This is a genomic window from Polaribacter sp. P097 (assembly GCF_036864555.1).
Classification (GTDB): Bacteria; Bacteroidota; Bacteroidia; order Flavobacteriales; family Flavobacteriaceae; genus Polaribacter.
The window spans coordinates 710,530-723,530 of record NZ_JAZETJ010000001.1; the positions used below are offsets into that span (position 1 = coordinate 710,530).

The following is a 13,001-nucleotide window of genomic DNA, read 5'->3' on the forward strand; positions in this document are numbered from 1 at the left end:
ATTCTATATATTTGGTAATATGAAAGATTCAAGATTTCCAGAATTAATTTACAACCAGATTAAGAAATTAGAACAATTTGGCACAAAAGAAACCTGCAAAGAAGAATGTACTTTGTTTGCTTCAGGTGATAAACAGTACGATTTTTTTGTTATTCTAGAAGGTAAAGTACGTATTTACGATGCGTATAATGATGAAGATATTGTAGTTCATAAAAAATATGAATTTACTGGAGATAGTGGAATGCTTTCACATAGAGCAGCACAGTTTGATACAATTGCTGTAAAAGGCACTAAAATTTTACGAATTAAATCTGATCAACTTAAAGAAGCAATTAGAAAAAATAGTGATTTAAGTGATGTGTTGTTAGATGCCTTTCTGCTAAGGCAAGAAACCGTTTTAAATGAAATTTCTGGTGGTTTAAAGTTGGTTGGTTCAGGGAACTCAACTGAAACTTATTCTATTAGAGATTTCTTAGAGAAAAATCATATTTGGTACAATTTTATTGATATCGATACCAAAGAAGAAGCCAAAGACTTACTAGAATATTTTAATTTGTCTGAAAGCGATTTGCCTTTTCTAATTAATAGAAACTCTAAAATATGTAAAAATCCGTCTATAGAACAACTTGCTACTTATAGTGGTGTTTTAATGGATTTTGAAGATAAAATTTTTGATGTTTTAGTAATCGGAGCTGGACCATCTGGTTTAGCTGCAAGTGTTTATGCTGCCTCAGAAGGTTTAAGTGTGGTTACTATTGACAGTGAAGCTCCTGGAGGACAAGCAGGAAAAAGTTCTAAAATTGAGAACTATTTAGGTTTTCCTACAGGAATTTCTGGCAGTGAATTAGCCAATAGAGCATATATACAAGCTCAAAAATTTGGCTGTAATATATCTATTCCTCACAGAGCCCAAAGTTTAGAGTACAATAAAAATCATTTTACAGTTTGTGCAACTAATGGTAAACTTATAAAGTCTAAAGCATTACTTATTGCAACTGGTGCTGCTTACAGAAAACTACCTATAGATAATGTTCAAGATTTTGAAGGCTGTGGAATTTATTATTCTGCAACTGGTATGGATGTTTCAAACTGTGCAAACCAAGATGTTGTAATTGTTGGTGGTGGAAATTCTGCAGGACAAGCAGCCATGTTTTTATCTAAAACAGCAAAAAAAGTGCATGTAATTATTAGAGGTGATGATTTAGGTGCTAAAATGAGCGATTATTTAGTACAAAGAATTAACGCTTCTGAAGTTATTGATGTGCATATAAATACAGAAGTAACGAATTTGTTTGGAGATCATCATTTAGAAAAAATAACATTGACTACTAATAAAACCGAGAAATCTGAATTAGAAACCTCAAACTTATTTTCTTTTATTGGTGCTGCACCAAATACAGTTTGGTTGAATGATATTGTTGTAACAGACAAAAAAGGTTTTATCTGTACAGGAGAACTTCTTATTAAAGAAAAATTGACAGATTGCGACATTTACAAAAAACGTGAACCACAATCTTTAGAGGCTAGTATTCCTGGTATATTTGCTGTAGGTGATGTTAGAAAAGGTTCAGTAAAACGAGTTGCTTCTGCAGTTGGAGAAGGTTCTATGGCTGTGAGCCAAATTCATACTTTTTTAAGTGAATTTTAAGTTTATTGTTTCTCTTTAAATAATGAAAATAAGAACGATCTAAAAATAGATAACAGAATACTAAAAAACAGCGCAGCAAAAAAGCCTGATACAGAAAAACCATCTACCAACTTATCTGCTAAAAGAATTATAATTGCATTAATCACAAACAAGAAGAGCCCAAAAGTTACTAAGGTTGCTGGTAATGTAAAAAACACTAATAAAGGTCTGACAAACATATTTAGCAAGGCAATTACAATGGCTACAATAATGGCAGATAAATATCCTGAAATTGATACTCCAGGTAAAATATTAGACAGTAAAATAACAGCTAAAGCCGTTAACAAGATTTTTAAAAAAGTATTCATTTTCAGGCGTATTGATATTGCAATGTAATTAATTTTAATAAATAATTGAAATTAAAAAATTAGTCTAAATTTTTTAAAACCTTTAAAAAAGTGGCTCTTTCAATTTCTTTTGCTCCTAAACTTGCTAAATGAGAATTGTAAACTTGGCAATCAATTAACTTATAACTACTCTTTTTTACCAAATGAATAAAGGCTATTTTAGAAGCATTAGATACTTTACTAAACATACTTTCTCCACAAAAAATATCATTAATTTCTAAACCATATAAACCACCAACTAAAACATCATTTTGCCAAACTTCTATAGATTTTGCAATACCTTTTTTATGTAAGTTGATGTAAGCTTGCTCCATTTCGTTAGTAATCCATGTACCTAAACCATCATTCCTATCAATATTTTTACAGTTGTAAATAACCTCTTCAAAGTTCTTGTTTTCAGTAATTGTAAATGTTTCCTTGTTAATTAGTCTTCGCATCGATTTTGAAATTCGCAAATCGTCTGGATACAAAACCATTCTTTTTAAAGGGCAGTACCAAACAATTGGCTCATCTTCAGAAAACCAAGGAAAAATGCCATTTTCATAGGCGAAAATTAATCGTTCAGCAGATAAATCTCCACCCAAAGCTATAATACCATCTTTGGTAGTGTATGCATAATCAGGAAATTCAATTTTATCAGAAAGCCAAATCATCTTAAAAATCTAATTATTACTAATTTACTATTTACAAAGGAATGCTTTAATTTTCATTTTAACTTAAAATTTAGAGATTATTGCATTATTTTTGCAAACTGTTTTGAAGAGAGGAAAGATATAAATGATAAAAAGAAAAAAGAGACAAAAATCCAAAAGAAAAATTTTTAAGTTGACTCATAAATATTATGAGCGAACTGGTTTTTATTCTTTTGTTGGTAGAAATTTAAAGAGTGCAATTCTTCCTATTATAGGTGTAATTCTTTTAATTTTTCTGTTTAACAGATATGTTTACAATATAAATGATGGTTTACGTCACTTTACAGAAACGTTCTCTAGAGGAAGTGTTTTAGCTACGTTTTTTTTATCTGAGAGTTTATTAGGTTTAATTCCGCCAGAAATTTTTATTGCTTGGACAAAAAAAACAGATGACCCTATTTTAAACCTATCTATTTTAGCAGTACTTTCTTATTGTGGTGGTTTAATTTCTTATTTTATTGGTAAATACATTTCTAAAATAGAAAAGGTTAGGCTGTATTTAGAAGTAAAAATGGCTAAAAGTTTACAAAACATCCAAAAATGGGGTGGTGTTTTAATTCTTGTAGGTGCACTATTACCTTTACCTTTTGCAATAGCTTGTTTAACAGCTGGGATGATTAAATATCCTTTTAAAAATGTTGTTTTCTTTGGTTTATTTAGGCTAGCTAGATATGCTATTTATGGCTGGGCAATTTTTAAAGTGGTACATTAAAACCTTACCTTTGTTGCATGGGATTAACAAATAATGATATTTTTAAGAAACTAAGAGTTGCTCATAAATTAAGAGACACAGATATTATTGATATTTGTGCTTTGGTAGATTTTAAAGTAACTAAGGGCGAATTAGGTGCAATTTTCAGAAAAGAAGATCATCCTAAGTATGTAGAATGTGGAGATCAATTTTTACGTAATTTTTTAAACGGATTAATTATTCATTTAAGGGGGCCAATGCCTAAGAAAAAAGAAGAAAAAAAACAGGTTTAGCTTTAGACATTTAGACTGTTTTTATAGAATCTATAAATAAAAAGAGAGCATTCATTTAATGAATGCTCTCTTTTATATTTTTATCTAAAAATCTAACTTTCTTAAACTCTAATTATCTAGAAAGGTAAATCATCTGGTTCATCGTTAGAAACATTACTTGCTGGCTCAAATTGATCTACAGGAGGTAAATTACCTGCTTGTGGTGCTGAAGATAAGTTTTCAATTCTCCAACCTACAATAGAATTAAAATACTTTGCTTCTCCTTGAGGATTAATCCATTCTCTACCTCTTAAATTAATAGAGATTTTTACATCTTGCCCAACATTGTAATTGTTTAACAAATCTGTTTTATCTTGATGAAATTCTACACTAATCATTTGCGGATATTGATCATCTGTAGTTACAACTACATCTCTTTTTCTAAATCCGTTTGCACCAAATGTTTGTACGTCTCCAATTAATTTTATTTTACCAATAACTTCCATAATACTTATTTTAATAAAAGCACTTTCCAAGCACTTTCTACATCATTTTTACTTAAAAACTCCTGAGCAAATGTATGTTTTTTTACAGTTTCTAACCCAATAAATTCTGGATGTTCTTTGCTAAAGTTATCAACAGTTATAGCATCTGGTAATTGCTCTACATTACCTAACATACCTAAATTATTACCTGTTAATACTGTGCTATTTCTTATTTCAGAAGGTATTGCATCTACACCAATACCCAAGGTTGCTATTGGTTTCGGAATTTCGAAAAAACCATCTCTAGCTCTAGAATAATAGCTACCTCCTGCTCTTGCAACTAAATCTATTTTATGTTGATCTATAGAACCATCTTCTGCCAAAACCGCTTCAGAAACATGTAATTTAACCACTTCACAAATAATTAAATTACCTGCACCACCTTCTGTACCAGTGTAAATAATATCCTTTACTTTACATTCAAATTGCACTGGAGATTCTGCTACTCTAAATGGTTTTACAACATCCGATTTTAACATGGTAAAACCAGCTTTATCAAACTCATTCACTCCTTTTGCATATTCTGTGCTACTCAAAGACATTTGCTGCACAATATCAAAATTTACTACATTTACTACTACTTCTCTAGTAGCTTCAGCATTTTCTAAGGTATGTTTTATGGTATTATCTCTAACCCTTCTTGCAGGCGAAAAAATAATAGTTGGTGGGTTAGAACTAAATACATTAAAAAAACTGTAAGGTGATAAATTAGGGTTACCATCTGCATCTACAGTACTTGCAAAAGCTATTGGTCTTGGTGCAATTGCGCCCAATAAATACCCATGTAATTTACCTGTTGTAATTTCTTTTGGATCAATAGAAAGCATAATATAAATTTTAGTCTTGTAAAGATACTATCTAATCTTGAAAGGAGTTATATTGTAGAAACCTTATATTTGTTTTTAATGAAATTATTCTCTAACACCCTTTTATTTAAACGAATTACGCTATTTATATCTTTAGTAATTGTTACTTTAATTCTTTGGAATACCTATCGTTTTTTTCAAAAATTTAAACAGGCTGAAAGAGCAAAAATGGAAATTCATGGTGAGGCTATAAAAGAGCTAAACACAGAAAGTTTGGCAGACCTTGATCAGAATATTTCTAACCTTCCTTTAAGTATTATTAGCAAAACAAGAGATATACCTTTTATTTTAGTTGGTGATGATGGTAAGATTAAAGGCTCTAATAATTTAGACTCAAAAAAAGAAAATGATCCTGAATATTTAGAGGAACAATTGGCAATTATGAAAAGTCAAAATCAACCAATTAAGGTTGATTATTTGGGTAAAACAGATTATATCTATTATAGAGATTCAGATTTGTTAAATAAACTAACCTACTATCCTTTAGCACTTTTGCTAATTCTTGTGCTTTTTCTAGCTATAATTTACTTGTTCTACAAAACAAATAAAGTTTCTGAAACCAACAAATTATGGACAGGAATGGCTAAAGAAACAGCGCATCAAATAGGTACACCTTTATCATCTCTTTTAGGTTGGATTTCTATTTTAAAAATGGAAAATGTAGATGAAACTTATATTGTTGAAATAGAAAAAGATGTTCACAGATTAAATACCATTGCTAACAGATTTTCTAAAATTGGTTCTGTACCTGAACTAAAAAAAGAAAATATAGTAGAGGTTACAAAGCAAGCTTTTGATTATTTAGAATCTAGAAGTTCTAAGCAAATTTCGTTCTCTTTCTCATCTTCTCAAAAAGAAATTTTTGCCAATTTAAATACAGAGCTATTTGGTTGGGTTATAGAAAATTTGATTAAAAATGCTATTGATGCTATGCTTGGAAAAGGCGATTTACACCTTACTATAGAAAACAAGCAGAAGAAAGTAAAAATTACAGTTTCAGATACTGGAAAAGGAATGTCTAAAAAGCTATTCAAACAAATTTTTAAACCAGGTTTTACCACCAAAAAACGAGGTTGGGGCTTAGGTTTATCTTTATCTAAAAGAATAATAGAAGATTATCATAAAGGAAAAATCTTTGTAAAAAAGTCTGAAATAAACAAAGGAACTAGCTTTCAAATAATTATTGATAAAATATAATACGAGTACCTCTCTAAAAATAAATCTCTTTATTTAAAATTACTAGCAATTGTCGCTGCAATTTCTACAAATTGTTCTGAAGAAAGATTTGTTTTTTGCTGAAACTGCATATCTGCCATTTCATTTATTGGTATTAAATGCACATGTACATGAGGTACCTCTAAACCTATAACACTCATTCCAATTCTTTTACATTCTATTGCTTTTTCTAATGCTTTTGCTACTCTATATGAAAAATCCATAAGCTTAGTGTATTCTTCCTTAGACAAGTCAAAAATTTTGTTTTCCTCTTTTTTAGGAACTACTAACGTATGACCTTTTGCGTTAGGATTAATATCTAAAAAAGCAATAAAATCATCATTTTCTGCAACCTTATAGCTAGGTATTTCGCCGTTAATAATTTTGGTAAAAATGCTCATACAATTTAGTTTATATTGATGGTGTTGCTGTCAAGTAAATATAAAAAAGAATTCGGGTTTTGACGCAGTCAAAACCCGAATTTATAAATACATTATAGTTACTAATTATCTAGTAATTTCTACAATTTCGAATTTCATTATTCCACTTGGCACTTGAATTTCTGCAATTTCGCCCACTTCTTTACCTAGTAAACCTTTACCAATAGGAGAATTCACAGATAATTTACCATTTCTTACATCAGTTTCAGAATCTGCAACTAATCTATAAGAAAATTCCATACCATTAGCTGTGTTTTTAATTTTCACGTTAGAATGAATCAATATTTTAGAAGTGTCTAATTGGCTCTCATCTAAAATACGTGCATTAGCAACTACATTTTTGAGTTTCGCAATTTTAGTTTCTAAATGAGATTGCTCTTCTTTTGCTGCATGGTATTCTGCATTTTCACTCAAATCACCTTTATCTCTTGCATCTGCAATTTCTTGAGTAACTCTAGGTCTTTCTACTTGTTCTAATTGGTGTAATTCTTCCTTTAATTTTTTTAATCCTTCAGGAGAATAATATGAAATATCGCTCATTATAATATATTTTTAGTGTATCGTTTTCTGTATCAGACATCTTCAAATGAAAACCATACATAATTATTTAAAAAACCTTTTTAGGTAAATTTAAAAATCTCATTGCCTTTTCAGGAATGAGATTAGACTACAAATGTACAAAATATTTGTAACTTGTCATCGTTTTTACAGAAACAGGAATCTATTATGATTAAAAAAACAGCTTGTTTACTTCTTTTTAGTTTACTTCTAAATTGCTCAGATACAACCAATTTAGCCAATTGTATTAGATCTTTTAACGTAAGTGTGGTAACAGATTTAAACAACCCAAGCTTAATAAATGCACAAACTCCAGGTGGTTTTGCAGAACTTGCAGGTGGTAATAAAGGCATTCTATTATTCAATAAAAACGGTACCGATTTTGTTGCTTTTGATCGTTTTTGCCCAAGCAATGACTGTACAACTCCAATGATTTTTGAAAACAGGTTACTTAAATGTTCTTGTGATGATGGCACGTATAGCGTTGATTTTGGTGGTGCACCTCAAAAAGATGGTTTCGATTGCCCAGCAATTGAATACAGAGTTACAAAAAATGGCTCTTCAATTCGAATCAGTAATTTTTAATAGTTTCTTATATTTTAGATGCGTATTTTTGCGTAAACTCAACATAAAGTATCGTGAAAAATTATTTTTCTTCAGATTTTAAATTAGGAATTTTAGGTGGAGGTCAATTAGGTAGAATGTTACTTGCTGATACTCAAAAGTTCGATATTCATACTTCTATTTTAGATGGTAACAAAAACGCACCATGTGCAGAGATTTGCAACACTTTTGTGGTTGGCGATTTATTGGATTTTGATGCAGTTTATAATTTTGGTAAAACTGTAGATTTACTAACCATAGAAATCGAGAAAGTTAATTTAGATGCTTTAGATAAATTAGAAGAAGAAGGTTTGGCTATTTATCCTAAACCAAAAGACTTAAGAATTATTCAAAGTAAAGCTCGTCAGAAAAATTTCTATGCAGATAATCAAATACCAACTGCAGAATTTTCTCATTATGCATATTTGCAAGAATTAATACATTCTTACGAAAATGATATTATTGATTTTCCTTTCGTTTGGAAAGCTGCACGTTTTGGTTATGATGGAAATGGAGTAAAGATTGTAAGAAATATTGAAGATTTACAAAGTTTACCAAAGGTAGAATGTATTACAGAAAAATTAATTCCGTTTAAAAATGAATTGGCTGTAATTGTAGCAAGAAATGCAGATGGTGAAGTATCTACATATCCTGTTGTGGAAATGGAATTTCATCCAGAAGCAAATCAGGTAGAGTATGTAATTTGCCCAGCAAGAATAGATTTTAAAGTTGCTGAAAAAGCTAGAGAAGTTGCTTTAGATGTAGTAAGTAAATTAGATTTTGTTGGTTTATTGGCTGTAGAAATGTTTCAAACCGTAGACAACCAAATCTTAGTAAACGAGGTTGCTCCAAGACCACATAATTCAGGTCATTATTCTATAGAAGCTAGTTATACCAGCCAATTTGAGCAGCATTTACGATCAATTTTAAATCTTCCTTTAGGAAATACTGCTAGTAAAGTTGCAGGAATTATGGTAAACTTAGTAGGTGAAGAAGGTTATTCTGGAGAAGTAATCTATGAAAATTTAAATGATATTTTAAAGATTGATGGAGTTACACCTCATATTTATGGTAAGAAAGAAACTCGTCCTTTTCGTAAAATGGGGCATGTTACTATTGTAAATTCAGATATTGATAAGGCAAGAGAAATAGCACAACAAGTAAAAGAAACAATAAGAGTAATTAGCAAATAATTATGGTAGGAATTATAATGGGAAGTGATTCAGATCTTCCAATAATGCAAGAAGCAATAGATATTTTAGAAAGTTTTGATATTCAAATAGAGGTAGATATTGTTTCTGCTCACAGAACACCAGAAAAGCTTTTTGATTATTCTAAGAACGCACATAGCAGAGGTATAAAAGCAATTATTGCAGGTGCTGGAGGTGCTGCTCATTTGCCAGGAATGGTTGCTAGCATGAGTCCTTTACCAGTAATTGGAGTTCCTGTAAAAAGTAGAAACTCTATAGATGGTTGGGATTCTGTTTTATCTATTTTACAAATGCCTGGAGGCGTACCTGTTGCAACTGTTGCTTTAGATGGTGCAAAAAATGCAGGAATTTTAGCTGCCCAGATAATTGGGGCATCAGATAAATGTGTACTAGACAAAATTATAGCTTATAAAGAAGGTTTGAAACTGAAAGTTGAAAAAGCTTCTGAAAGAGTAAAAAAATAAAAGAATACAAATAATAAAAAGCCCTTCAAGTATTCGTATTTGAAGGGCTTATAAATTATAAGAACATGAATCCACTTTTACAAGATTTTAATACAGCTCCGTTTACAAAAATAGCATCAGAAGATTATAAACCTGCCATAAAAAAAGGGATAGAAATTGCAAAAGCAGAAATTGATGCTATTGTAAATACTAGTGAAGCTCCAACTTTTGAAAACACTACAGAGGCTTTAGATTATACAGGAGAAAAGTTAAATAGAATTACTTCTATTTTCTTTAATTTAAATTCTGCTGAAACAAATGATGATATTCAAAAAATAGCACAGGAGGTTTCTCCTTGGTTAAGTGAGTTTAGAAACGATATTACTTTAAACGAAGCACTTTTTACAAGAGTTAAATCTGTTTTTGACGATAGAGAAAACTTGAATTTAAATGCAGAACAGCTAATGCTATTAGAAAAACAATACAAAAGTTTTGCAAGAAATGGCGCCAATTTAAACGACGTCAAAAAATCTCAATTAAGAGAAATTGATTCAAAACTTTCTAAATTATCTTTACAATTTGGCGAAAATGTTTTGGCAGAAACCAATTCTTTTGAAATGCATTTAACCAATGAAGAAGATGTTGCTGGTTTGCCAGAATCTGTAAAAGAAGCTGCCCAGCAATTGGCTAAAGAGCAAAATAAACAAGGGTATATTTTTACGTTGCAATACCCAAGTTACATTCCGTTTTTAACGTATGCAGACAATAGAGAGTTGCGTAAAAAAATGGCAATTGCAGCTGGTAAAAAAGCATTTCAAGACAATGAATTTAATAATGAAAAAATTGTTTTAGAGATTGTAAAATTGCGTCAGCAAAGAGCAAACTTATTAGGCTATAAAACCCATGCTCACTTTGTTTTAGAAGAAAGAATGGCAGAAACTCCAGAAAAGGTAATTGAATTTTCTAACAACTTATTAGCAAAAGCAAAACCTGCTGCTAAAAAAGAATTCGAAAATTTAGAAAAATATGCTAAAAAATTAGATGGAATTGATCAACTACAAAAATGGGATGGTGCTTATTATTCAGAAAAATTAAAGAAAGAATTATTCGATTTAGATCAAGAAATTTTAAAGCCATATTTTAAATTAGATAACGTAATTGATGGTGTTTTTGAAATTGCAAATCGTTTGTATGATTTAAATTTTGAAGAAGTAGATACTATAGAAAAATATCATCCAGATGTAAAAACATATAACGTTACAGATAATGATGGTAATTTTATTTCTGTTTTTTATGCTGATTATCATCCTAGAAAAGGAAAAAGAAATGGTGCTTGGATGACGAGTTACAAATCTCAACAAATTAAAAACGGAATCAATGAAAGACCACACGTTTCTATAGTTTGTAATTTTACCAAACCTACTGCAACTAAACCTTCTTTATTAACTTTTAATGAGGTTACAACCTTGTTTCATGAATTTGGTCATGCCTTGCATGGAATGCTAGCCAACACTACATATAATAGTTTATCAGGCACTTCTGTTTCTTGGGATTTTGTAGAATTACCAAGTCAGGTTTTAGAAAACTGGTGTTATGAAAAAGAAGCTTTAGAACTGTTTGCAAAACACTATGAAACAGGTGAAATTATACCTATGAAATATGTAGAAAAGATTAAAGAATCTGCAAGCTTTCATGAAGGTATGCAAACTTTACGTCAGTTAAGTTTCGGACTTTTAGATATGAAATGGCACTCTGAAAATCCATCAGAAATTACCTCTGTAAAAGATTTTGAAATAGATGCTTTTTCTGAAACTAGATTATATCCTGATGTTGCTGAAAATTGTATGAGTACTGCTTTTTCTCATATTTTTCAAGGAGGATATTCTGCTGGATATTATTCTTATAAATGGGCAGAAGTATTAGATGCAGATGCTTTTGAATATTTCTTAGAAGAAGGTATTTTTAATAAAGAAGTAGCTACTAAATTTAAAGACAATGTACTTTCTAAAGGAGGTACAGTAAAACCAATGGAATTGTACAAACGTTTTAGAGGACACGAACCTAAACCAGATGCTTTATTGAAAAGAGCTGGTTTGCTTTAGGTAAATAGATATTAACATTTAGTTTTATAAAATCGATTTTTCAATGTGTATTTTTAGCATATGAAAAATCGATTTTTTCTTTTAGGTATTCTTTTTCCTTCTTTAATATTAGCCCAAATTACCATAAAAGGCAATGTTTATGAATCTAATTCGCCAATAGAAAATGTTGCTGTGTATTTAAACAATACTATGTTAGGTACAACTACCAATAAAGAAGGTGAGTTTCAGTTAAAAGTAAATGAAGGTGAGTATGAATTAATAGTTTCTTACTTAGGCTTTAAAAAAATTAATTATCGCTTAAATACTGTCAATTATACAAAGCCTTTACGTTTCGATTTAGTTGAAAATGAAAATGTATTAAATGAAATTGTCATCAAAAAAACAGTTTACAATGAAACTTGGAAACATAATTTAGCATCATTTAAACAAGAATTTATTGGACTAACAAATTTGGCTGAAGATTGTGAAATTCTAAATCCAGAAGTTTTACATTTTGAGTTTGATTATGCACAAAATAAATTTACTGCGTTTGCTCGTAAACCATTAAAAATCAAAAACAATGGTTTAGGCTATTTAATTACATATGAGCTTGAAGATTTTACAAAAATCAATAATTACGTGTCTTACTTAGGGTATTCTAGATATGAGAATTTAAAGGGAGGAAAACGTAAGAAAAAACGATGGGAGCTAAATAGAAAAATAGCTTATAATGGTTCTGTAGTTCACTTCTTAAAATCATTGGTAAATAATACTTTTACAGAAGAAGGATTTATTGTAAATCAATTTAAAAGGGTATTAAATAAAAAAAGACCCACTGAAGAAGCTTTAGAAAAAGCAAGAGCCTTTATAAGATTTAGCAGAATAGGCAGTATTAACGTAAAACGAAATATAGATAATCCTAAAACAGCATTGGACTCTGCCTACGCAATTGTAAGAAAAAGTAGATTACCAAAATTTGAAGATTATTTATACAAATCGCAATTAAAACAATCGGATATTATTAGCCAAAAAGAGAATCAATATTACTTAATTTTTGACGATAATTTAAGTATTGTATATACCAAAGAAAAAGAGGAGCTTCGTTTTTTAAGAAGAGAACTCTTTAGTAAAAGAACAACTCCCCTAGCTCAAACATCAAGCTTTATTCCTTTAAAACCAAATATAATTATAGACAAAAGAGGAATACTAAAAGAACCCTTAAGTGCATATTATGAAGGATATTGGTCCTATGAAAAATTTGCGAATTCTTTACCTTTAAACTATGTACCTAATACCAAATTATAACGTAATCTACTAGTTAATATTTTATTTGCATATCTACTGAAATAG

The 13,001-nt window shown here is 29.9% G+C and carries 15 protein-coding genes; 9 read left to right on the top strand and 6 right to left on the bottom strand.

All coding sequences use genetic code 11. The features are described 5' to 3' along the window. The first annotated feature begins 19 nt into the window (after window positions 1–19). Complete coding sequence (locus V7R38_RS03340) at window positions 20–1,648, top strand: FAD-dependent oxidoreductase (protein ID WP_334056046.1); 1,629 nt, start codon at window positions 20–22, stop codon at window positions 1,646–1,648. A 2-nt stretch (window positions 1,649–1,650) separates the two neighbouring features. On the opposite strand, the gene V7R38_RS03345 is transcribed toward V7R38_RS03340, so the two are convergent. Further along, window positions 1,651–1,995, bottom strand: coding sequence for a phage holin family protein (locus V7R38_RS03345; protein WP_015481756.1), 345 nt, complete (start codon window positions 1,993–1,995; stop codon window positions 1,651–1,653). 59 nt (window positions 1,996–2,054) lie between these two features. Further along, on the bottom strand, window positions 2,055–2,687 hold the full coding sequence (gene aat, locus V7R38_RS03350) for a leucyl/phenylalanyl-tRNA--protein transferase (protein WP_334056047.1): 633 nt from the start codon (window positions 2,685–2,687) through the stop codon (window positions 2,055–2,057). Window positions 2,688–2,859: 172 nt separating this feature from the next. On the opposite strand from aat, the gene V7R38_RS03355 reads away from it, so the two are divergent. Together V7R38_RS03355 and V7R38_RS03360 are read left to right on the top strand one after the other, a co-directional pair. Next, window positions 2,860–3,438 (top strand): YqaA family protein, encoded by a 579-nt coding sequence (locus V7R38_RS03355; protein ID WP_438825584.1) that lies wholly within the window; start codon window positions 2,860–2,862, stop codon window positions 3,436–3,438. Between the two features lie 17 nt (window positions 3,439–3,455). Continuing rightward, window positions 3,456–3,710 carry a DUF1456 family protein gene (locus V7R38_RS03360; RefSeq protein WP_334056049.1) on the top strand — a complete coding sequence of 85 codons (255 nt, stop codon included), beginning with the start codon at window positions 3,456–3,458 and terminating at the stop codon, window positions 3,708–3,710. Between the two features lie 116 nt (window positions 3,711–3,826). Here V7R38_RS03360 and V7R38_RS03365 read toward each other — a convergent pair whose 3' ends face one another. Both V7R38_RS03365 and V7R38_RS03370 read right to left on the bottom strand, forming a co-directional pair. Then, window positions 3,827–4,195: a DUF3127 domain-containing protein gene (locus tag V7R38_RS03365; protein WP_015481752.1), complete on the bottom strand. Its 369-nt coding sequence runs from the start codon at window positions 4,193–4,195 to the stop codon at window positions 3,827–3,829. Between the two features lie 5 nt (window positions 4,196–4,200). Beyond that, a complete protein-coding gene (locus V7R38_RS03370; RefSeq protein WP_334056050.1) occupies window positions 4,201–5,061 on the bottom strand; it encodes a flavin reductase family protein in 861 nt (286 codons plus the stop codon). A gap of 78 nt (window positions 5,062–5,139) precedes the next feature. Here V7R38_RS03370 and V7R38_RS03375 point away from each other — a divergent pair, with 78 nt between their 5' ends. Then, complete coding sequence (locus tag V7R38_RS03375) at window positions 5,140–6,297, top strand: sensor histidine kinase (RefSeq protein ID WP_334056051.1); 1,158 nt, start codon at window positions 5,140–5,142, stop codon at window positions 6,295–6,297. A gap of 29 nt (window positions 6,298–6,326) precedes the next feature. On the opposite strand, the gene V7R38_RS03380 is transcribed toward V7R38_RS03375, so the two are convergent. Then, complete coding sequence (locus V7R38_RS03380; RefSeq protein ID WP_334056052.1) at window positions 6,327–6,716, bottom strand: HIT family protein; 390 nt, start codon at window positions 6,714–6,716, stop codon at window positions 6,327–6,329. Window positions 6,717–6,821: 105 nt separating this feature from the next. Further along, entirely contained in the window at window positions 6,822–7,295 is a 474-nt protein-coding gene (greA, locus tag V7R38_RS03385) for a transcription elongation factor GreA (RefSeq protein WP_015481748.1), read from the bottom strand. Window positions 7,296–7,481: 186 nt separating this feature from the next. Between greA and V7R38_RS03390 the strand changes: the two genes are divergently transcribed. From V7R38_RS03390 to V7R38_RS03410, 5 genes are all read left to right on the top strand, one after another. Continuing rightward, window positions 7,482–7,898 (top strand): hypothetical protein, encoded by a 417-nt coding sequence (locus V7R38_RS03390; RefSeq protein WP_015481747.1) that lies wholly within the window; start codon window positions 7,482–7,484, stop codon window positions 7,896–7,898. Window positions 7,899–7,951: 53 nt separating this feature from the next. Beyond that, entirely contained in the window at window positions 7,952–9,109 is a 1,158-nt protein-coding gene (locus tag V7R38_RS03395) for a 5-(carboxyamino)imidazole ribonucleotide synthase (protein WP_334056053.1), read from the top strand. Window positions 9,110–9,111: 2 nt separating this feature from the next. Beyond that, the gene (gene purE, locus V7R38_RS03400; protein WP_334056054.1) at window positions 9,112–9,591 is read left to right on the top strand and encodes a 5-(carboxyamino)imidazole ribonucleotide mutase; all 480 of its coding nucleotides are present in this window, start codon (window positions 9,112–9,114) and stop codon (window positions 9,589–9,591) included. Between the two features lie 65 nt (window positions 9,592–9,656). Further along, on the top strand, window positions 9,657–11,672 hold the full coding sequence (locus tag V7R38_RS03405) for a M3 family metallopeptidase (RefSeq protein WP_334056055.1): 2,016 nt from the start codon (window positions 9,657–9,659) through the stop codon (window positions 11,670–11,672). A 60-nt stretch (window positions 11,673–11,732) separates the two neighbouring features. Beyond that, window positions 11,733–12,956 carry a carboxypeptidase-like regulatory domain-containing protein gene (locus V7R38_RS03410; RefSeq protein ID WP_334056056.1) on the top strand — a complete coding sequence of 408 codons (1,224 nt, stop codon included), beginning with the start codon at window positions 11,733–11,735 and terminating at the stop codon, window positions 12,954–12,956. Window positions 12,957–13,001 lie beyond the last annotated feature (45 nt).